At 45.9% G+C, this 22581-nt stretch carries 17 protein-coding genes and 1 pseudogene; 6 read left to right on the forward strand and 12 right to left on the reverse strand.

Annotation, left to right across the window (positions count from 1 at the left end):
- Nucleotides 1-112 precede the first annotated feature (112 nt).
- From ACEN8J_RS16900 to ACEN8J_RS16935, 8 genes are all read right to left on the reverse strand, one after another.
- A complete protein-coding gene (locus tag ACEN8J_RS16900; protein ID WP_495593755.1) occupies nucleotides 113-877 on the reverse strand; it encodes a class I SAM-dependent methyltransferase in 765 nt (254 codons plus the stop codon).
- Nucleotides 878-1086: 209 nt separating this feature from the next.
- A complete protein-coding gene (locus ACEN8J_RS16905) occupies nucleotides 1087-3183 on the reverse strand; it encodes a DUF6449 domain-containing protein (protein ID WP_029516089.1) in 2097 nt (698 codons plus the stop codon).
- Nucleotides 3158-4060 carry an ABC transporter ATP-binding protein gene (locus ACEN8J_RS16910; protein ID WP_495593756.1) on the reverse strand — a complete coding sequence of 301 codons (903 nt, stop codon included), beginning with the start codon at nucleotides 4058-4060 and terminating at the stop codon, nucleotides 3158-3160. The genes ACEN8J_RS16905 and ACEN8J_RS16910 overlap by 26 nt, the downstream gene beginning before the upstream one ends.
- Nucleotides 4053-4442: a GntR family transcriptional regulator gene (locus tag ACEN8J_RS16915; protein ID WP_029516087.1), complete on the reverse strand. Its 390-nt coding sequence runs from the start codon at nucleotides 4440-4442 to the stop codon at nucleotides 4053-4055. Before ACEN8J_RS16915 ends, ACEN8J_RS16910 begins: the two co-directional genes overlap by 8 nt.
- Before the next feature lie 163 nt (nucleotides 4443-4605).
- A complete protein-coding gene (locus tag ACEN8J_RS16920; protein ID WP_318627035.1) occupies nucleotides 4606-7281 on the reverse strand; it encodes a PAS domain S-box protein in 2676 nt (891 codons plus the stop codon).
- A gap of 183 nt (nucleotides 7282-7464) precedes the next feature.
- Complete coding sequence (locus tag ACEN8J_RS16925) at nucleotides 7465-8400, reverse strand: nucleoside hydrolase (RefSeq protein WP_165144455.1); 936 nt, start codon at nucleotides 8398-8400, stop codon at nucleotides 7465-7467.
- A 175-nt stretch (nucleotides 8401-8575) separates the two neighbouring features.
- Complete coding sequence (locus ACEN8J_RS16930; RefSeq protein ID WP_165144453.1) at nucleotides 8576-10720, reverse strand: glycoside hydrolase family 6 protein; 2145 nt, start codon at nucleotides 10718-10720, stop codon at nucleotides 8576-8578.
- Between the two features lie 549 nt (nucleotides 10721-11269).
- Nucleotides 11270-12769, reverse strand: a complete 1500-nt coding sequence (locus tag ACEN8J_RS16935) for an alpha-glucosidase/alpha-galactosidase (protein ID WP_495594554.1) — start codon at nucleotides 12767-12769, stop codon at nucleotides 11270-11272.
- Nucleotides 12770-13033: 264 nt separating this feature from the next.
- Between ACEN8J_RS16935 and ACEN8J_RS16940 the strand changes: the two genes are divergently transcribed.
- From ACEN8J_RS16940 to ACEN8J_RS16960, 5 genes are all read left to right on the forward strand, one after another.
- On the forward strand, nucleotides 13034-13879 hold the full coding sequence (locus ACEN8J_RS16940; protein WP_029516082.1) for a Cof-type HAD-IIB family hydrolase: 846 nt from the start codon (nucleotides 13034-13036) through the stop codon (nucleotides 13877-13879).
- A 229-nt stretch (nucleotides 13880-14108) separates the two neighbouring features.
- On the forward strand, nucleotides 14109-15107 hold the full coding sequence (locus tag ACEN8J_RS16945) for a substrate-binding domain-containing protein (RefSeq protein WP_318627037.1): 999 nt from the start codon (nucleotides 14109-14111) through the stop codon (nucleotides 15105-15107).
- Complete coding sequence (locus tag ACEN8J_RS16950) at nucleotides 15104-16519, forward strand: sensor histidine kinase (RefSeq protein ID WP_495593758.1); 1416 nt, start codon at nucleotides 15104-15106, stop codon at nucleotides 16517-16519. The genes ACEN8J_RS16945 and ACEN8J_RS16950 overlap by 4 nt, the downstream gene beginning before the upstream one ends.
- Nucleotides 16520-16523: 4 nt before the next feature.
- On the forward strand, nucleotides 16524-17861 hold the full coding sequence (locus ACEN8J_RS16955) for a response regulator transcription factor (protein WP_495593760.1): 1338 nt from the start codon (nucleotides 16524-16526) through the stop codon (nucleotides 17859-17861).
- 227 nt (nucleotides 17862-18088) lie between these two features.
- Nucleotides 18089-19489 carry a sugar porter family MFS transporter gene (locus ACEN8J_RS16960; RefSeq protein ID WP_029516079.1) on the forward strand — a complete coding sequence of 467 codons (1401 nt, stop codon included), beginning with the start codon at nucleotides 18089-18091 and terminating at the stop codon, nucleotides 19487-19489.
- Nucleotides 19490-19627: 138 nt separating this feature from the next.
- Here ACEN8J_RS16960 and ACEN8J_RS16965 read toward each other — a convergent pair whose 3' ends face one another.
- From ACEN8J_RS16965 to ACEN8J_RS16975, 3 genes are all read right to left on the reverse strand, one after another.
- Complete coding sequence (locus ACEN8J_RS16965; protein WP_495593761.1) at nucleotides 19628-19882, reverse strand: hypothetical protein; 255 nt, start codon at nucleotides 19880-19882, stop codon at nucleotides 19628-19630.
- A 512-nt stretch (nucleotides 19883-20394) separates the two neighbouring features.
- Nucleotides 20395-20622, reverse strand: coding sequence for a hypothetical protein (locus ACEN8J_RS16970; protein ID WP_318627042.1), 228 nt, complete (start codon nucleotides 20620-20622; stop codon nucleotides 20395-20397).
- A gap of 16 nt (nucleotides 20623-20638) precedes the next feature.
- Nucleotides 20639-21016: a hypothetical protein gene (locus ACEN8J_RS16975; protein WP_342425742.1), complete on the reverse strand. Its 378-nt coding sequence runs from the start codon at nucleotides 21014-21016 to the stop codon at nucleotides 20639-20641.
- A gap of 524 nt (nucleotides 21017-21540) precedes the next feature.
- On the opposite strand from ACEN8J_RS16975, the gene ACEN8J_RS16980 reads away from it, so the two are divergent.
- The gene (locus ACEN8J_RS16980; protein ID WP_342425741.1) at nucleotides 21541-21876 is read left to right on the forward strand and encodes an HAD hydrolase family protein; all 336 of its coding nucleotides are present in this window, start codon (nucleotides 21541-21543) and stop codon (nucleotides 21874-21876) included.
- A 368-nt stretch (nucleotides 21877-22244) separates the two neighbouring features.
- Here the strand turns inward: ACEN8J_RS16980 and ACEN8J_RS16985 are convergent.
- A pseudogene (locus ACEN8J_RS16985) lies at nucleotides 22245-22376 on the reverse strand (transposase); the annotation flags it as partial.
- Nucleotides 22377-22581 lie beyond the last annotated feature (205 nt).

Genomic DNA, 22581 nt, shown 5'->3' on the forward strand with positions numbered 1-22581 from the left:
AGAGGAGGATAAAAATGTCCTTATCCGATCTTCCTAGCGATGAATTACTCAAGCTGCGTATGGCAAAAAAGGCCTCCCCCACGGGAAAGGCCTTTTTGTCATCGAATCTTCTTTATATTGCTCTGGCATGGATCAAAAAACGGTGCTGCTTCACGTCCCAATAGCCATCACGTTTAATATCTAAATACAGACCATATAGCTGTTCTATATATTTCTCCGGCTGAAAGTCTGTAATCTGCCATTCGATTGCTTTTAAGTAATAGACAATCGCTCCAATATCGTAAAAGCGCTGTATCGGAAACTGTTCCTGCTGCTCTAAAATTTCGAAGCCATTGCTTTTCAAACCTGCAAGTGCTTGAGAAAGGGTCCAGTCCGCATACTCGTAATCAGGTGCTCCCAAACGGTCGTTGATGCCCACACAATCTAGGCCCCCTACCTGTTGAGTCAAAAACGTCCCACCTGGTCGCAAAATACGCCGTACCTCCGTTGGCGAAAATGACTCATGCTTATTCAGCACGAGGTCGAACCCGGCATCGCCAAACGGAAGGGAATCGTCATCCTGTATAGCCATAACGCGCACACCCAGCGGCTCCAATCTTTCCTTGGCGATAGGAACATTCGGTGCATACGCTTCTGTCGCACATACGATCTCTGGAAAAGGGCGTAGCCGAGATAATAGCTCTCCCCCGCCTGTTCCCATATCCAGCATCGCCTTGGATGAATGAATAAACTTCATAGCCTTGCTGACATAAGACCATTCCAAGGGCTCGCTCGCCACACGTCCCGTATCCGAGATGAATGAAAAATCCCATCCGGAAAATGACTGCTTATAATTCTCCAAGAACTGTAGAAATTCACGATCTTCTGTATATTTCATACTATTTTTGCTCCTCCACCATTGAGCTGTACGTTATTGAACTCTTCTCTCTGTATGTTCTACGTTCTATCTCTCTGTGCATCTATTTTATGTCATCTCTAATGTGGAGGAGCTCTTGCCCGTCGATCAGGTTGTTATATGTCGTGTCCCAACCATCCCATGTTCATCTACCTCCGTCCATATGCCATCCAAACCAGATGCTGTCCCACTTAAGGAACTGTCGGTAATGCCTTCGCAAGCTCCGGTGTCATATCGTTCGGAGTAAAATAGCAATAGCGTGTATGGGGGTCTGAACTAAATAAAGGTTTGATCTTGACCTGAACCAGGTAAGTGCCTTTCGCCATATTTGGAGTATAGCTATAGGGTCTGCGCTTTTCCAGTACAGTGCTCCAGAGCTTCGGATCTTCAATCGTTATTGCTTTATGCTTCTGTTGGATGCTTTTAAATAGCTTATAGTCTTCAATATACTGATTGGATTGATAAGGTTCAAGCTCTTCAGCAATAATAGGAACAGCCCGTATCGAAAAAATATCCTTGGAATCAATGATCACCTTATCCGCATAACCTTTTTGCTCTAGCCAACCTGTAAGCTTGTGATAGGAAGCCGGCCATTCAAATGAAAATTCACGATGCCAGCTCGGTTCGTTATTGATAGAGGATGACTCTTTATTTGTAATAGAAACACTCCCCAATGGATATTTCTCTGATTGCATCTCGCTATAGCTCATATTTAATACTTCTTCTCTGAGTATATCTTCAAATTCACGAGTTTCTTTTGGATTGGTTAAAACCACTCGTCTTTCACTATCATCTACGGATTGGATATTAATCGTCTCTGCTTTTCCTTGCAGCTTATCCAGCCTGTATCTTACCGTTTTATAAGGCTCTGCTTCCATCACTTTAGTCAGTTCTGTCCGGAAAGGCTTCTCCGGGAATGTATAGCGGCGAGTCATGGTGGAACCATCATCCAAACGGTAGACTATGAATGCCGATTCGACGGCCAGGTTTTTGGACAACATTTTCTCGCCAGCTGCATGTGCACGTACGAGTTCTCGATGTAAATTCAGCACAGAGGTGATATAGGCCCTGTCTTGGGAGTAATACGCTTCTTTTTCTGCATCTCCCCCTAGAGGCTCCTCTCGCCCGACATAAACTTTTTCTACGGAGTGTGCTGTTGGAATCCGCCCCTCATAACCCAACCAACCTGAAACCGGGATATATAGTACCAGCCCCATGATCACACCGTACACGACCATTTCCACTAAAGCACGAACACGCATAATTTGCCACGTCTTGCGAATGACCATCTCTACAACGATATAGCCTAAAATAGCTCCAAGTGCATACCCAAAAATCGACCAATTAGCTCCTCTTGTACCTGCATTATTAAAATAATCGCCTAGTATAAGCATGGCGCATAGTATGACTCCTGCCTTGAACAAAGGCTGTAAGAAAGGAAATGCTATGGCCTGAGTCGCCTTTTCGACCAAGCGTTTACGATACAAACCATAACTCAAGGCGACAAACAGCAGAGAGATACCTAAATAGGCAAGTAACTCCATGTAGGAAAAGGCGCACTGTGGCAAGTTGTCCATAATGCGTACAAACGGCGATAAGTTTTCCCAAACATTATTATTGCTGCGAAACTCCCCACCATTAATATATTGAACAACGGTTTCTCGCACCCGCACATATCCGTATAAATTACGTTCTAGAAAACGCCCTATCATCATGAATAGAAACTGAGGCAATAGCAGCAAAACATACACTACTACGGTCTGTAGCAACGATTGTCCCACACAAATCCCTACAAACACAGTAAAAGTAAACAAGAAAATCGTAAGGACGGACACGACCAAAGCCCACGATCCAACATCATTAATTTGAAAAATATAAGGCAGTTCGACTGACGTGTTAACCCAAGCAGTTACTCCCGCAGTCAGCCATACAGGTACAAGTAAAAGAATAAGACCGCTAATTAAATGTGACGTTAATAGATGCTCTCTACGCAAAGGTAGGCTGTGATACAAATCGGATGGCCCCTGTCGCTGAACAAAACGAAGCAGCATCACACCTGCCAGCACCGGTACAGTCATTAAAATCAATTTTTGCAATTCATTACCCGAGTTTGTACTATCGAACAAGCTTTTTAAAACCACTCGTGGTTGTTCATCACCAATGCTCATAAACAATGACAGCGGTACTGTAAACAGTAATCCCGCCAAGTACAGTAGACCGATCCAGCCATGCTGTCTCAGGCATTGGCGAATTACGCCGCCGCTACAGAAGAATCGGTTGGATGTCATAACCTGCGTCCTCCATTTCATAAATGAAAATTTCTTCAAGCGTCAACGGCAGCAAATCGAACACATGCGGCTCGTATGCTTCAATCGTCTCCGCAATCCGCTCTCGCTCACCCCGGATAATAAGCAGCAGAACACTGCCCCTTCGCTCCTTATGTACGACCGAAAGTTGGCTACAGACAGCTTCCCCATGCATGCTGTCCCGAAAAGCAACCTGCACCTTATGCGTATCGGATTTGAGGTCATCGACCTCTTTTTCCAATAGCATCCGACCTTGGTGCATAATGCCGACATGATCACACATGTCTTCAATCTCACGCAAATTATGAGATGAGATCACGACGGTCATCTCACGTGCAGCGGTTTCTTGGAACAAGAGATTTTTGATCATTCTACGCATCACTGGGTCCAGACCATCAATGGGTTCATCCAAAACCAGCAGCTCAGGCATGCAGCTCAAGGCAAGCAAAAAAGCGGCTTGGCGCTTCATCCCTTTGGAAAAACGGTGAAGTTTGCGCTTCGGGTCCAGCTTGAAAATATCCGTAAGCTGTGTGTAGCGTTCCTCACTCCAACTTGGATAAATGGAGCGGTAAAACCGGGCCATCTGACGAATTGTCGCTTGCGGGAAAAAATAAGGGGTATCCGGTAAAAACAGAATGTGCTGCTTGACTTCAGGCTGCTCATACACTGGCTGACCACCGATTAGCACCTTGCCAGTATCCGGTCGGTAAATTCCGGCAATGATTTTGAGCAAGGTCGTTTTCCCTGCCCCGTTCGAGCCCAGCAGCCCAAAAATGGAGCCCTTCTTTACCGTAAGGGCAAGCTGATCGACAGCCTTTTCTTCTGTAAATGTCTTTGTGACTTCCCTTAATTCAATCAAGGGACATCCCCCTTTCCTTTGTTTGCATAGCTTCCACGTATATGTCGTCCACTTCCTGCTGTGTAAAACCGAAATGGACAGCTTCGATCATCTGTTTTAACAATGCCACCCGAATCTCATCCCGCTTCATTTGTTGCGGCTGCTGCTGGGTAGGCGTGACAAAGCTGCCTTTGCCCTGAACGGAATAGATATATCCTTCGCGTTCCAGCTCGCGATACGCCTTCTGAATCGTATTCGGATTCACCGTAAGTTGAGCGGACAATGCCCGTACAGAAGGCAATTGCTCATCCGGCTGAAGCGATCCGTACATGATCATTTCCTTGACCTTCTCCATAAGCTGTTCGTAGATCGGCTTACGGCTGCGGATATCCAGCTCGAACACATGGACTTCCTCCTTTCAACACTGGCTCAAATTCATTTATACATGTTCAACTGTTCTAATTGTACTATTATTAATAGTACAGTTAGAACAGTTTGTCAATCTTTTCTTTGAACATTTCTTACAAAAATAGCCGTGATGCATCCTGCATCACGGCTATGTCTTTTTAGCCTTCCTTTGAATCATAAGGCTGATCACGGCATATATTGGCAAGCGTTTGCCCTTCCGGCAGTTTAAGATCCAGCTGGAACCGGAATGTTGCTCCTTTGGCCTCGTCGCTATCCACACCAATGGAACCTCCCATTAGCTTGACCAGGTTTTTGCAGATGGACAAGCCTAGGCCTGTCCCTCCATATTTTCGGTTCAGTGCCGGATGAAGCTGGGAAAAAGGCTGAAACAATAGATGTTGGCGGTCTGCTGGAATACCGATTCCAGTATCAGTAACACTGAACTCAATCAGGCATCTATTTTTACGACGGCTGTAAGCCTTTCTCTCCACAAAGATATTTACACGCCCTCGCTCCGTAAATTTGATCGCATTGCTCACCAAATTCACCAGCACCTGCCGGATACGCACATGATCACCGACCAGCATCCCCGGCATTTCCTGATCCACATGCCATTCCAGCTCAATGCCTTTTTCCATAGCCTGCGTCATGAATAGGTCAGCCACACTGCCGACCACGTCATCTAGCACAAAGGATTCGTGCAGCAAAGACATTTTACCAGCTTCGATTTTGCTCAAATCCAGTATCTCGTTCAATATCTGCATTAAAGCACCACTGCTACTGGTAATAATATCTATATAGCTACGCTGCTCCTCATCCAATTCAGTATCTGCGAGTAACCCCGCCATACCTATAATGCCGTTCATCGGTGTACGGAGCTCATGACTCATCACAGAGAGAAACTCTGACTTGGCCCGATCGGCGCGTTCGGCAGACTCCTTGGCCCGAATGATCTCCTTTTCATTCGTCCTGTCTACAAAAACCATCACAGCCCCTTTTCGCTCGCCATTATCCATCAAAGGGCTGATTCGATAGGAGGCCAGAAAGCTGGACCCGCCTTTTTTCCAAAATACTGCTTCCTCTGCCTGATAAGAGGCTCCGCTTCGAATCGCTTGAAGAATAGAGGACTGTTCGTCCGGAAAATGACTGCCAATTTCGTCAGCATGGCGGATCATGTCTATGCATGCGCCATTCAGCGGTTTGGCCGATCCTACGCCGAACATCTCGACAGCTGCCGGGTTCATAAAGCGGACATGTCCTTCGGTACTTAAACCCACAATTCCTTCGGATACAGCATTCAAAATAAGCGAATGCTCATTACTGAGCTTCTCAATTTGAGCAATGTAGCTTTTGAGAGGGGTAACATTTTCTATAATCCCGTAGCAGCCTACAATTTCCTCTTGCACGAAAATCGGGATATTCGTCATCTTGATAAATAGACGCTCCCCCTCCTTATGTATAAATTCCGATTCATAGGTTTGCGTCTCACCCTGCTTGGCCAGCTCCATGTGACGCTTGATTTTATCCTGTTCCTCAGAGGAAGCCATGATAAGTATGTCAGCCCCAAGCAACTCATCCTTCGTATAACCCGTAAGCTCCTCCAAGCTCGGATTCACACTTAAGATATGACCTTCCATATTCACGGCGCATATCCCGAGTGGATTATGCTGAAATAGTGACTTATAGCGGTTTTCACTTTCACGCAGGCGCTGCTCCATTTCCCGGTGCTCTGTAACATCCTGGATCATACCCACCACTTGAACGGGCTTGCCTGCATGCTCGTCCATTTCAGCTTCCCAGATTGAACGCAGTACCTTTTGTTCCCCATTCGGCAATACAATTCGGTAAAAGGTCTCTTCGTGTATTCCCTTCAATATAACGTTGGTGATAATCTGTTTCATGCGCTCTGTATCTTCTGGATGAACAGCCGCCATGAACGCGTCAATACTTGTTTCAACCGGCTTGACACAATAGCCAAATATGCTGCGAAATTCCTTGGAAAAATGCATAACATTGTTGACCAGATCCCAGTCCCATGAGCCGAACATCGCCAACTGTTGAGCTTTTGCCAGGTTCTCCTCGCTCTTCTGGCGCTCTGTGATATTTCGTCCGATGGATAGAACTCGCTTGATTCTGCCCCGTTCATCCCGAATAATGCGGTACGATACTTCTAGCCACAAATAGTGCCCGTCCTTATGACGAACACGCCGCTTCATGATGCCTGTTTCCTTGAACATTCCATGTACACGCATGTAATCGGCATCTTCGACATGGTAAAATTGCAATCGTTTTTTCCCAAGCATCTCCTGTTTCGTATAGCCTAGGAGTTTTTCCACCGAAGGAGAGATATATTGGAGTATGCCGTCCGCCGTGCTATATGAGATAACATCCGGCGTATTTTCCGTAATCAGCATATACAAATCCTCATTATCCGAGAGCACCTGCTCCATGTCCTTTTTCTCCGTGATATCCATTGCATACGCAATCAAATATGATTGCTCGGTAGCCTCATCATCAAATATGGTTAATTCCAGCGATAGCCAGACGGATGTTCCCCGTTTATGTTTCAAACGTAGCTCTGTCTTATAGACTTGATCCGTAGCCTGTAGCCAACCTGCGTAAGCCTCCCTCAACCCTCGCTGATCCTGAGCCTCTTTATACAAGAGATGGTAATATCGGATATCCAGTAATTCCTCCTGCTCATATCCGACCATTTTGCAAAAGGCGGGATTGACGTACAGGCACTTCCCTTCCCTCGACAAAATCACGATTCCTGTCGGGGCATGATTATACATATGTTCCAGCAAAGGTAGTCGTCGAGCAGCAGAAAACACAATCAATCTCCTCCTTTGTAGTCTGGCAGTTTTATCCAATTGCACATATTATACCATGACGTGGGATTTTTATAGCGGTGAGTCCACCTCTAGATGAAAGCCCTTAAACATGTATGCACAAAAGATTGCCGATGCAGATTCATCGGCAATCTTTGAATTATTTTTTTATACCACCCGGCTAATTTATACCACCCGGCTAAGAAAATGACGCAAAAATCGCTCCGCATCGACTTCAAGTGCCACATCAACCGTAGTCAGTGCTTGAGCTTCGTTCTCATTTTGCATCTCACGGGTGCGACCAACCTCGGTGGAATCGCCCACCTCGACGGCAATGTGCATTGGACGCGTCTCCACAAAACTGGAGTCAATAGCCAACCCTACGGCTAAAGGGTCATGCAAAGCACAGCCTGCAATGCCAGGTCTGAAATTGCGATAGGCTTCCATATAAAAGTCTGTCATATCTGCCATAAACGCGCCCAGCTCGGTCCCTTGCTCACGCCATTTGTCCACATCCTGCTGGGGAAGCAGTGTCTGCATCGTGACGTCCAGCCCGACGAGCGTAAGCGAAAAGCCCGCTCCCAGCACATAGGCTGCGGCTTCTGGATCGGCGTAAATATTCGCTTCAGCCGTTGGAGTTACATTCCCTTTCACTGTGACCGCGCCGCCCATGATGATCAGGCGCTCAAGCAATTGGGGCAATTCGGGACAGCGATCCAATGCAATCGCAAGATTGGTCAGCGGTCCCACAGCTACCAGGGTAAGTTTGCCCTCATAGCGACGAGCCTGTCCGATTATAAAATCAGCGGCATCCCCAGACGCAGCCTGACGGGAGGGCGCTCCTTTCAACTGATTGCCAATACCGTCTTCACCGTGAATATGCCGAGAATAAGGTTTGAACAGCTCCCGAGCATACGGCTTGTGAGCCCCAGACACGACCGGAGCCTCTACCCCTAGTTTTTCCAGCAGAATCAGTGAGTTACGTGTTGCCTCCTCCACCGAGATATTGCCAAAGGTGGTTGTAATACCGAGTAGCTCCAATTCCGGCGAATGGACCGCGTACGCAATAGCAAGCGCGTCGTCAATGCCCGTATCTACATCTAAGATTAACTTTTTGCTCATGATGACCCTCCACAGTAGAAACAGCATTCTTTTTTTCATTATACACAATTTCAATGCTTATTCCCTTGGTCATCAAATTCTTTATTCGAAGACGTAAAAGAAGGCTACGACAGTTATGCCGTAGCCTTCTTTTACTACTTTTCAATCACTCAAGGGCACATGTTCTGGCCAAATCCTAAGGTTCGATTCCCCACACCAGCTTATCATTGTGGAACAACGTTACTTTGTTCCATTCTGCATAAGAGGTTTTAGTTGGATCAAAGGAATAATCATTGGATTCGTTCAGGTTAGACCAGTCGCTATTGTTCATGCGGATCTGAATATCACCTGTTTGCGCTCCAGCAGCAAGCGTGCCGGCAGCAGCACTGAAACCAATTTCAATATAGTTGTCTGTAATGGTACGCAGCACGTTATCATTGCCTACTTGCGCATAGTCTACTACGGATTGCAGCTCTTGGCTGCCATCCTTTGTAAAATAGTAACGGATTTTCAGCTCACTCAACTTCACGGGTGTTGTGCCTTTATTTTTCAGGTTAAGGAAAGGCTTAACTGCGTTATTCGCTGGGTCGGTGTCCCCGGCCCGGTACATTACAACCAGATCACCCGCTGGTTCTGTTGGATCAGTCGGTGTACCTTTAGGTTCAGCACTTACCGTTGCAGAATCTTTACTTGTTCCTTTCGCATTCGTAGCACTTACAACATAGAAGTAAGTTGTTCCGTTCGTCAGTCCCTTATCTGTGTACTCTCTTTCCGTTACAAGAGGGGCAACGGCTGTAAAAGGACCTGCTTCGCTAGTGGCACGTTTTACCGTGTAGCTATCGGCACCAGTAGACGCACTCCAAGTCAGCGTCACTTGAGCATTACCAGCTACGGCCTTTAAGCCAGACGGTACAGCTGGAGCTGTAGGCGCTGGGTCCACACCACCAGTGGAAGGCACGATTGCAGGGTACGCATTTTGTACCAGCATCACAAACTGATCATGGAACCATGCTCCTGAAATAGGTGCATTCGGCAAAGCATCTGTTAATGTGCCATCCTTGGTTGTATAGGTAGGATCACACATACGGTCAAAGCCTTTGCCCTCATCGTTCGGAATGAGTGAACTGGAACCATCGGAATCCCCTGGAGGTTTCGCCCAGACATAGGCATCGATATGGCCAGCTGGAGCCGTTTGTGGCGGTGTTCCCATCCCTGCTCCGCTGCTATTACACCAGTTACCACGGTGCGAACGTTTGTCCACACGACCTGAGTTTACATAGGAGTTAATATCATTGCCGACTGCGGAAGTCGGACGGTTAGGTCCTCCCCATCCATTACGGCCGGTATCAATTAACATGCCGAGCGAGCTTGGCCAGCCTGCATTGACAAAATCTCTATGCAAGGACTCAGCGAAATCCGATTCATCGAAATTAGGATTCCATTCGTAGAATTTGGATGATTTGATCGGCTGCCCGCCAATATTCAGGTTGGGATCAGGCAGATTCGGTTCTGTCAACGGTGAAGTATTGGCTGTATTCGTGATAAAGCCATCCACACTGGACAAACCTTTGCTAGTATCTTTGAAGATAGTTGTAAACAGAGATACCGTTGCTGTACGGTTGTTATCCCAACCTAACCAACCAGAGTGACCGATATCCACGTATTTGTACACATTCGGAATCTCGTTCAGCTTATTCATTGTGTATTTAACGCCAGCCTCATAAATTCCTGTAGATTTGGCTTGTCCACATTGGGGAGTATCCAGATTGGTTACCAGATTTGGCAAACTGTCCGGTTCAATGATCGCTACGATGCGAATATCCTTATATTTGGGATTCGCAAAAATAGAAGCGATTTTGTCAATATAATCCTTTTTGTACGTTTCCAGACCTGCCTGAGTCAACGGCAATTCACCATTGGAAGCCAAGGCATGACAATCTCGTCCGGGCAGATCATACACAATGAATTCCGCCGTAATCGGCATGTTGCCTTTCTTTTGCGCCAATACTTGGTCCAAATGCGCTTCCAGGCCAAGCTTGCCTCCACCGCCGTTAATAGCAGCGATACGATCAAGCCATACGGCTGTCGGAAACGTTTTGACCGTTTGCATTTTTGCCTTCAGGTTCGCATCTGTAATCTTGGCAATCGATGTGTCGACACTAGCCGCATAATCAGGGTTAACATATTTTGTCGCTCCTTGGTAAGGATTATCGACATGGGATTCTGCATGTATTTTATCCGTAAATCCTGCACCTGGTAGAAAGCTGCTTGCGACGAGTGATAGCGCAAAAGCATACTTCATTCCTTTACGAAGCACTTGCTTTGTTTTCAATTGCTTCACCTATCTTTCCGTGGATTTTGTTGAATCTTCCTATGTCGGCACCTGATTGTTACATGATTAATTGTGAGTTACGCCTACTCTACTCTCTCCAAAAAAAGTGGCGTTCATAGTTGCGAAAGGTAAGCGCTTTCTATTTGTGCATGCGCTCACATTTTCCCCTTTTTGTCACCTCCTATGTTAGATTATAGTGAGCTGGAAATCTGCTGTAAATTGAATAAATTAAGGACTACATTATTAATTAGGCATATGAATTGCCACCCTAGTGGTTCATCACGGCCCCTCTTTTTCTGAAGTCGGTTTCTTCATTTGTTGAACATCCCTGCTATAACAAGCTTTCGGGAGATTTAGGATCGACGGCAAAAGAGCAAATTCATAAAAAGCAAGACCGTATTCTTTAATTTCCGTCAGCCTAAATCGACAATGATAAACTCCAGCACGCCAACTATGCCAAATCGTTATATCTATCGACAGCAAAAGGGTGTTTTCAGGCCCTCATGACCGTGAAAACACCCTTTTATTGTTGTGAAGTCAATCTCTGCCCTTGTTGTTCTACACTTTTTCGCGATCCTTGCCCTTGTCGGATTGTCCTGCATTTTTATTGGCGGCATCCCGATCCAGTTGCATTTCTTCAACCGTCTTCACCTTAAGTCGTGCTGCTCCCTCATAAGGCCGGGTTGGAATCAGATCGCCTGCAGCCAAACGTTGGCGCGCCTCGGCAATCGCTGCTCCGTATTGCGGCAGCCATGCTTCCTGTGCCACTAGCATCTCATCGACCATCTGCCAAATTTCTTTGGGATTACACACCGCGCCCACTAACGGGTCCATCATAAACGCTTGCCGAAGTAGCATGTCGTCACCATGTACAGCTGCTTCGACAGCCAAACGCTGGACGGAAATACTTACATTGCAGACGGCAGCAGGACCGAGCGGAAGGTCTCCTACATGTGGCATGGAGATACCATTCCGATCCACATATCCAGGCGCTTCAATAATCGCATCGTCCGGCAAATTGGAAATCACACCGTTATTAACGACATTAAAATGCCCCCGGTATACACGTCCGGTTTCCAGACCTTCGATAATGTATGAACCATGCTCTTCACCGCGATTTTCCGCCTTGTACTCCAATGGCTCTTCTTTCATCCAGTTAGGGAAATCTGTTTCAAACCAATTACGTCCTTCTGTACATACACGCAGATAGCCGCCTGTTTCTCCGTTGATCCAGCTGCCTAGATCAATCCAGTCCATAATTTCATTCGGACGCTTCCGGTACCAAGGTACATATTCACTTAGATGACCATTCGACTCTGTGCTGTAATAGCCAAAACGGCGAAGCATGTCGATGCGCACCTTTTCGGTACGGCTATATTCGGGATGTTTTTCAAAAGCCTCCAGCAGCCCGGCTGTCAGATCCTTGCCTTCATGTGACGCGTGAATGTACCACGTCTGGTGATTGATTCCGGCGCACACAATGTCCACATCCTGCTTCTCCAGACCATACACCTCGGCAATTTGGTGATGCCCATGCTGTACGCCGTGACATAGACCGATTGTACGCACACCGCTGTATTTATTACAGGCCCACGTCATCATTGCCATGGGGTTCGAGTAGTTCAGCAGCAATACATCCGGTGCACTTAGCTCGCGGATATCCTTGCAGATGGCCAGCATTTCAGCAATACCACGCTGACCGTACATAATCCCTCCTGCACACAGTGTATCGCCCACGCATTGATCCACGCCATATTTCAGTGGAATATCCACATCGGTTGCAAAGCCCTCCAGCCCGCCAACCCGGATCGTACAAATGACGTATTTGGCATCCTTTAAAGCTATCTTACGGTCCGTAGAGGACTGTATTTGTATGGACAAACCATTCTCGCGAATATCCCGCTGGCACAGCTCAGTAACCATATCCAGATTGTGCTGACTGATATCCGTAAAAGCCACTTCAATATCATTAAATTCCGGCACCGATAACAGATCTCGCAAAATTCCACGGGTAAAACCGATGCTTCCTGCTCCAATAAAAGCTACTTTAAATGACACGGCATTCAACCTCCGGTAATTAGAATGGGTATATACCGTCATTGTAGCAATAGGCCTGTGGAAAGCGTTATCAAAATCATGACCAGTTTCGTATTTAGGTGTCAAAAATCCTAACTTTCGCGTGATCAGAGGGTTTCCCATTTCCATTTTGATCCATCCCACTTCTCTCTTTCTATCTAGTGTTTTTTCAGTTCAATATGTACTTTAAGTGCGGTAAATGTAGTAACATAAAAGAAAACATTGGAGAGCAAGGAGCAGCCTAAGATGAACAAAAAGATTATCTTTTTAGATATAGATGGAACGCTAGTGAATGATGATGGTATGATTCCCGAATCTGCAAAAACAGCATGTATCGAAGCGAGAAAGAACGGACATCTGATTTATTTATGCACTGGCCGATCCAAAGCGGAGATTTATGATTTTATCATGGAGGTCGGTTTTGACGGGATCATCGGAGCTGGCGGGGGCTTTGTAGAAATCGAAGGCGAGATGTTATATCACCACAAAGTATCGGATGAAGATGTTAGACATATGGTCGATTACTTTGATGAACATGATTTGGACTTTTATTTGGAATCGAACGGGGGACTGTTTGCGAGTAAAAACTTTCTGCCCCATGTGGAACGGCTTATCTATGGAGATGTGGACAATGATCCCGTAGCCAGAGAAAAAAAAGAACAACGCCCGCATCCTTTTATCACCGGCCTAACTATAGGAGAGGACAACCTGTACCGTAGTGACGTGAACAAAGCATGTTTTTTGGAAAATAAAAATGTTCCTTTTGAACAAATCAAAAAGGAATTCGCAGGGAAATTTGAGGTTATTCAATGTACTGTATCTGCTTTCGGGCAAGACAGTGGTGAGCTAATGGTTCCCGGTATTCATAAAGCCGTAGCTATTGAAAAGCTTATTGAGCATTTGGGAAGATCCCAAGAAGACACCATTGCTATCGGAGACGGGATGAACGATGCTGAAATGATTGAATATTGTGCACTAGGAATTGCCATGGGAAATGCCAAACCGGACCTCAAAGCCATTGCAGATGACATTACGGATGCTGTGGATGAAGATGGACTGTTTCACAGCTTTAAAAAGCATGGTCTGATTTAGTGAGGTTATTTTTATATACTTAAGCCCCTGAAGCAGTTTCTGGACTTAAAAATGTCCTAATCCTACTGGTAGGGGCCTATCTCCAATGCTATCTTTCCACGGAATTCATTTAGTGCCTGCTCGACTTCCATCTCCTCAATAATCGCGCTTATGCTGGCGATAGCTGCCTACGCTTCTTTGGTTACTGTATAATGAGTTAAGTCTCTAAATATTTACAAAGGAGCAAGACATGTCAAACCGTAAATGGACATTTATCCTTATCCCAGTCTTCCTGCTATTTGCCTGGCTGCTCTTTCAGTTCACTCTGTCTTCCTTTCAAATCCACCAATTTGCAGAACAATTGAAGACGGTTTCACCAAACGACGGGGGTTCCGATACAAAAGTGGTATTGATATCGCAAGAGCTAGACAATTATTACTGGCGGTCCATTGAACAAGGAGCCCGAAAAGAAGCGGAACAGTACGGTATGCGGCTCGATTATATCGGTCCAGACCGCATTAATCCGTCCGAGCAGATCAAACTGCTGGATAAAGCGATCGCTGCCAAGGCGGATGCAATTCTGGTTCAAGGGATAAATGATCCGGAGTATCGACGATTAATCGACAAAGCAGCCGGACTTGGCATACCTGTCATCGCGATCGATACGGACGAACCGGACTCCCGAAGGCTGGCTTACGTCGGAACGGATAACGAAGGAGCAGGAAAACAGATGGGCGCGCTGTTAGCGAAAGCCTCTGGAGAGCGTGGCGACATTGGAGTTATGATCAGTAGCGAGCACGTCGAGAATCAGCGACTTAGGCTTGCCGGATTTCGCTCCGTGATCAGCCGCTATCCCAATCTCCACATTGTGGAGATTCGCTCCTCAAATATTTCACGGCTTCAGGCAGCCCAGCAAGCCCAAAACATGCTCACCCGGTATCCGCAGATCCGCTACATGGTCGGATTCAGTGCGCTGGACGGCCTTGGCATTCTGGAAGCCTCGGAGCGGCGCGGCGCGCGGAATTTGCAGATTTTTGCTTTTGACGATATGGCTGAGACGTTGAAAGCAATCAAAGATCGCAAAATCGAACTGACCCTTGTTCAACAGCCAGAGGAAATGGGGGCTAAGGCCATAAAATTGCTGAATGATTATCTAAAGGGGAATGATCCCCAGCAACTAACATACACCAGGATATATGAAGTGCATGCGGACACTCCCGACAACATGTCCGGAGATGACAGACGATGACGATCAGAACGAAGCTGCTTCTGTTCATCCCTCTTCTAGTTGTGTTCGCCAATATCATCGCTTATTTTGTATTCCAAAGCGGAAAGGTCGTACAACAGAGCTACGATGAAATGCTTGGCCGCATTCTCCTCATCGAGCAAACCTCCGAATCGGCGGAGAGCAACTTAAAGCTCCTATATGCCTATCTGCTTAATCCAAGGGACGATAAGGCTATGCAGGGTCCGACAGAATACCAATTAATGCAGTTGAAAGGCAAAATCCAAGAAGTCTCCGACTCGACCGACCCTTCCTTCGCCGAGGAGGACTACGTGAATTTGTTGACCAGATTTCTTGAACAGAAACAAGCCGCAGTTCTGGATGCAAATACACAAGATCCTCAATCGGCTTTTGAACATTATATTGAAGCGGAGAAAACCGTCAGCTATATTCATGAGGAGGGACAGCGACTGATCGATGCTGAACTGGCCTATTACCGGCCGATCATCGAGAACATTCGGAACAAAAATGAGCGAATGAACGTTTTAGGAGTGGCATTGTTCGGCATGAACGCGCTGATGGGGGTTTTGCTTGCAATCTGGATCTCGCGCAGCATTACTGGCCCTGTCGGCAGACTTGTCGGACTGGCGAAGCGAATCGCTACAGGTGATCTGAATATCAAGCCCCCACCGCGACGGGATGACGAGCTAGGCGTACTGTCGGACGCCATTTCGCAAATGTCCGCCGATTTGAGTATCCTCATTGAGAAGGATAAACAGAGTCTGGAAATGCGGCGGCTTGTGAAGGAACTGGAGCTTCTGGCTCTGCAAAATCAAATTAATCCGCACTTTTTATTCAATACCTTAAATGTGCTCTCCAAGCTGGCGATCCTGGAAGGGGCGGAGAAAACCAGCGACCTGATCGTTTCGCTGTCCAATCTACTACGGTACAGTCTGCAAAAGCTGGACAAACCCGTAACTCTCCAGGAGGAACTGGATCATATTCGCGAATACGTGACCATTCAGCAGGCGCGCTTCCGGGACAGAATTCTCTTTAATCTGCACTTTGACGCTTCCGTTCTTCAGCAGCAAATTCCGGCCTTGACGATCCAGCCATTTATTGAAAACGCTTTTCTTCATGGTGTGGCAGATATGGAGGATGGAGCCATTATCACGTTGACGTTGTCGCGAGCGAACGAGGATGTACAAATTGAAATCTCGGACAACGGAAAGGGTATGACGGAGGAAACCCGACTGTCCGTGCTCCGTCTTGAAGGCGAAGTCGAAAGTGGCAGTTCAACAGGACTTGGAATGCAAAATGTGTTTAGGCGGCTGCAGTTGTTCTACGGAAAAGAAGGAATGGTTGAAATCAGTAGCAGTACCGGACGAGGTACTACCATAACCATACGAATTTCAGTCAAGAAGGAGAGTGAGTAGACTGATGTATCGGTTGTTAATCGCGGATGACGAGGCTTTAGAGAGAGAAGGACTGGAATTGACAGTGGAACGGGCGATGCCGGGGATATTCCGGTTTATTCATGCTGGCAACGGTCGCATGGCGATTGAATGTGCGGAAGAGCACCGTCCCCATATTGCGATTCTGGATATCAATATGCCCGGAATCGACGGGCTTGCAGCGCTTCGTGAATTAAAGGAGCGGCTTCCCGATACCCGATTCGTGCTCGTCACTGCCTACGATTATTTTGCCTATGCCCAGAAGGCGCTCTCTTTGGGCGTAAAAGAATATATTCTGAAGCCGGCGAAGCGAGAACTGATCATCGGCACACTGAAACGACTGATTGAAGAAATTGAGTGCGAGAAGCGAGCACGTACGGAAGAATTGGAGCTTAGGCACAAAATCTCACAGCTGATGCCGCTCGCAGAAAATGAGCTGGCTTTAATGCTTATGGTCGACCAGACAGTGGATTCGAGCGCTTCCCAGCTATCAGAATGGCTGGACTTTCCTCTTGATCAGGGAAGCGCCATCATTGCCGCCTTTGACGGATATACGGACGAGCAGGATAAAAAGAAAATTTACGAGCATTTCCGAAGCTATGTAAAAACACATGGCCCGAATGCCATTGTAAGCTCCCTGATCGACCATCATGTAGCCACTTTTTTATGCAAGCCGCCTGCCACCAGCGAAAACGACTGGCGCCAGTTGGTTAAACACCTCGTTCAGCAGCTCTCCGAGCTTGCCCACCAGCAACTTGGCATTAAGACGGCCATTGGAATCGGATCGCTGCATAGCGGCGAGGAAGGACTTCGCAAGTCCTATTTCGAAGCCGTTTTTGCCTCCACCCTACGCAAGCGGGATGGAGGTTACTGCCACTTTGACGAACTGAAGTCGTCAGAGGCTGGAAACGCTTCTGTGCTTGCCGTCAAAGCGGAGAATGGAATGCTTCAGCAGACGTACGTCATGTCAGCACTGCAACGGATACGCGAACAGCGGGAGGTTCAAACACTGACTATGCTGGGCAGAGCGAAAATGTATATCGAGGAACGATTCAACGATGAGCTTTCGCTGGAAGAAGTGGCTGATTTTGTCCATTTGAATCCCCACTACTTCAGTAAAATTTTCAAACAGGAATACGGAGAGACGTTCATCGACTTCGTAACCCGGCTACGGATTGATAAAGCTATTTCTCTGATCAAGGAGGGTAACCTTGCTCTGAAGGAAATCAGCTTTGAAGTGGGTTATAAGGACCCAAACTATTTTAGCCGTGTCTTTAAGAAGATAACGGGCGTTCCTCCCACTGAGTTCAAAAGCCAAAAATAGTAGAAATTCATCCATGCCGGCCATCGGCATGGATTTTTTTAAGCTCGAATGACAAGGTAATGCTAGATTTAGCTCCTCCGTCTCCAATTCGAGAACCGAAGCCAAAATCGTGCGTGAAAAGGTCCGTTTATTGAAGACGATAACCGGCCTTTCTTTTATAAGCGCATGTTATACTTCTCCTCGAAGAACGGAATGAGGTTTTAGGAATCTGGAGGGGAGATGATTATATGGGAGTAATCATTCATAATGAAAGCGCTCAACAGAAAGCGCTTCAATCGGAAAAACCCAATATGCTTTTCGTGACACTAGTATCCATCGTAGCTGCGCTTGGAGGGATACTGTTCGGTTTTGATATCGCGGTCGTTTCGGGAGCAGTTGAATTCCTACAGCAGCGTTTTTCGCTGAGCGAATTTCAGGTTGGTTGGGCGGTGTCGAGTCTGATTGTAGGGAGTATCACGGGAGCGGCTCTCTCTGGCTACATGAGTGAAAGGATCGGTAGAAAAAAGGTATTACTGGCCGCCGGATTTTTATTCGTCGTCGGCTCGATCTGCTCTGCGCTTCAAGACTCGTTCACCGGGTATGTTATCTTTCGCATGATCGGCGGCATTGGCATAGGCATCACTTCCACCGTTTGTCCGGTGTACAATGCGGAGATCGCTCCTGCCAAATACCGCGGCCGTTTGGTTGCTTTAAATCAGCTGGCGATCGTAACGGGCATTTTCCTGGTTTATTTTCAGAATTCGTGGATCGTCAGCCTGGGGGATGAAGCCTGGGGTGTCTCAACAGCCTGGCGCTGGATGTTCGGAGTGGGAGCTGTTCCAGGACTGATCTTTATGCTCTTGATGCTCTTCATACCCGAAAGCCCGAGATGGCTTATTAAACAGAATCGGCCTTATGAAGCGTTGCCGATATTGCTGAAAATTCACGGTGAAGAAGCCGCTAAGCAGGAAGTGCTTGATATCAAGGAATCATTCAAAAATGAGAACAACTCATTGAAACAATTGTTTGCTCCCGGTATTCGGGTCGCTCTCTTTATCGGTGTCATGCTCGCCATTATGCAGCATATTACCGGCATCAATGCCATTTTGTACTACGCGCCGGTTATCTTTAAAGGAATGGGACTCGGTACAGACGCTTCTTTGACCCAGACCATCTGGATCGGGTTGATCAATGTGTTGTTTACCATCGTGTCTGTATGGCTGATCGACAAAGCGGGACGAAAAATCCTGCTGATAATCGGCACCTCGTTGATGACCTGCTGTTTGGTCATTATTGGAGCCGCATTCAAAATGGGTTTGACCACCGGACCGCTCGTACTCATCATGATATTGATCTACGTGGCCTCCTACGCTATATCGCTTGGGCCAATCGTATGGGTCATGATCTCTGAGATCTTTCCGAACCGCATTCGCGGCAAAGCTGTAGCCATCGCTTCGATGGCACTATGGGCCGGTGATTATCTGGTATCGCAGGCATTCCCTCCTCTGCTGAGTTCAGCCGGTCCGTCCAATACCTTCTGGTTATTCGGAGCCATCTCGTTATTCGTCGTAGTCTTTATATGGCGCAAGGTTCCCGAAACCAAGGGGAGATCACTTGAACAGATGGAAAATATGTGGCTTGGGAAATGACCCAACTTTAGCTCTCAAAAAGCCCAGCACTGTTATAATGCATGAAATCACACGGCCTCTGAATTCATACCGACCTAAATCGGTAATGGTTCAGAGGCTTCTTGTTGCTTATGTGTAATTTATCCTCCTGCTTCTCCTTTAATCACTCGAAATTATGATGGGCAGTTTTTGATTAATGGATAGCGACGACGTAGCGTTGACTAACGCCGCCTGATAAGCCTGAATTGACATCAGCGGCGGCTCCGGAACGGGCTCCAGATCTACTACGAAAACAGGGCGTTTCGTAAGTTCATCCAGCTTAACTCGGGATGCACGAATATCCGTCTCGCCATCCATCACCATACTACTGCTGCCTCTTTGCAAATAGATGACCTTGCCTGCCGTAATGTCCAATGTGTTCTCATAGCATTATTTAGAGGATAAAATCCAAGCTTCAGATGTTTGACGCTCTAAATCATCAATCCATTAAAGTCCTTGCTGACCGCATCAGGCCGTCTTTCTGATCTGCTACATCCCTCAAATGTTCCGCCTAATTCAGTAACTGTTTAATTTCAGCTCTTATTTGAAAGTCTATACGTCCTGAGCGCTGCAACTCTGCCGCCTGTTCGGGCAATTCCTTGGCTTGCTGGCAGTAACCGCCAATTTCATTCATAAGCTGTTCATATGTTTTATGTGCCTATGTAAGCAGCCTCATCTGTTGAATGAATTGTTCACGTTTTGTCATATAGTTCAGTACCTCAGCTCATTTTCTGCATGCAAAAAAGCTCATTCCTACTCATGGTTCAAGTTGGAAAGAGCTTTTGAAAGTTTATTAAGTTGTTTGTTGATTGTATTGTACGTTCTTGTTGTTGACAATATTACAATACAATTATAATAAAATATATCTATAACCAAACAATGTGATCCTATTTATTACCCTTGTTCCGTTTTGTTAAACCCAACCTGTCTAATATATCGCTTTTATTAACATTTAATCGCACATGGTAGTCTCCAGATGGACATATAATACTTGGATGCATACCACTTTCTGCTTTTTGATAAAGAAGTATTTTCCCACAATTTGGACAGGGAACTTTTTCACCATTCAAGACCTTTCTATCAATATCATTCTTATCTTTATTATTGTTATCCATATTTTCCTCCTTAAAGTCAACGATACGGTAAATTCGAATAAAGAAGTTTCACTTCTTTGAGGATAGCACGAATTTCACTATATGAAAGATCTTCTTTTATATGCTTTGCTTCTCTTAAAAACGCAATAACCTCTTCGCGTTGAGTATAAGTAGGATTTTTTAATGAATTATGTGTAACTTCATGGATAATTGTTTGAGTAGTCCTAGTAACAGACTCTGTTCCTTTTATATATATTCTTATAGTGTTTGTATTGACATTTGCAAATCCCAAGATTTGATTTCCAAAGTCATCTAAAGGAATTTCACCATAATCCAGTTTGATTTTTATATTATTCCGTTTTATTAAGTCTACTGTTTCTTTTCCTACATTTGACTTATTCAGTTCTCGATACAAATTTTTAGGTGCGATCCTCTGCCCATTTGGGGCAAAGGTATCTTCTTTGAATAGGTCAGTTGGTTTAGCATAACAAGTTCCCTAAGTCCCAATTTTCCCAGACTGTTGTTTCACTGAGACACTATTGGAAGATATTTTCACGGAGATTTGTTGTTTTCCCACCTGTGAGAAATATTGTTTGAATTCTGCTATGCTAGGGCCACCACCTCCGCCCCGTCCATCGAACACACAAGGACCTTCAGTCAGGTTAGTTAATGACATCCACCTTTGCTCTACTTAGATATGCCTTCTTTATTCGATAAAATCAAAAAATCCCCCGGATAGCTATTTTTCTAGTCACATTGACAGGAGCTACTTATCCATCTTCTAATTCCCGATTCCCTCTTTTCCTTGTTATATTTTTCAAATTCAATATATACCTAATATAAACATATTAGTAACATAAGAGAAAACATTCGAGAGCATAGAACACCTGAGATGAACAAAAAGATCATCTTTTTAGATATAGAATAGATGGAACACTGGTGGATGACGACAGCATGATTCCCGAATCTGCGAAAACAGCATGTATCCAGTCCATAAAGAACGAGCAGCTCATTTATTTATACACAGGCCGATCCAAAGCGGAGATTTATGATTTTAACATGGAGGTTGGTTTCGACGGGATCATTGGCGCTGGCGGGGACTTTTTAGAAACGGAAGGCAAAATGCTATATCATCACAAAGTATCGGATGAAGATGTAAAGCATATGATCGACTACTTTGATCTGCATGGAATGGACTTTTATTTGGAATCGAACGGGGGACTCGTTGCGAGTAAAAACTTTTTCCCCCATGTGGAGCGGCTTATCTATGGGTGATGTGGACAATGTTCCCGCAGCCAGATAGAAAGGAAGAGCGTTCGCATCCTTTTATCACTGGCCTAATTGTAGGAGAAGACAATCTGTATCGTAGAGATTTGAACAAGGAGTGTTTTTGGAAATCCTTTTGAACAAAAAAAAGAATTTCAGGGGAATTTTGCAGTTATTCAATATACCATATCTGCTCTCGGCAAGGACAGCGGGTCATGGTTCCCGGTATTCACAAAGCCGTCGCCAGTGAGAAGCTTATTCAGCATCTGGGAATGTCCAGGGAAGATACGATGCGACTATTGTTCTTGTCTATCAGCATGGAACCAGGGCAAAAGGGGGGAGTATTTCCTATGGATGGACCCGAGGCGAACTGCCCCCTAAAATTCGTTGCCCATTGAAATATGCTCTAAAACCCGTTCCCAGATGCCAGCGATTTTCCAGCGGCGGAACCAGGTGTATAACGAGGACCAGGAAGGATAATAGTCTAGCATATTGTGCCATGGCATTCCTGTGCGGGTGACTCACGATATCGCTTTGAGCATCACCCGATTGTCTGTTTCAGGTCGCTCTGTGTTTTTTCATTCCGGTGGTAACGCGTCTTTAATCTTTTCTCACTGATCATCTTAGATTTCGATCGTCTTTTCATATTACTAATTATTCATAAATCAACATTTTTTTCAGTTTGAATATATTTATTCTCATTAGGGGCTTTTG

Source organism: Paenibacillus sp. Paensp38, from assembly GCF_059491915.1.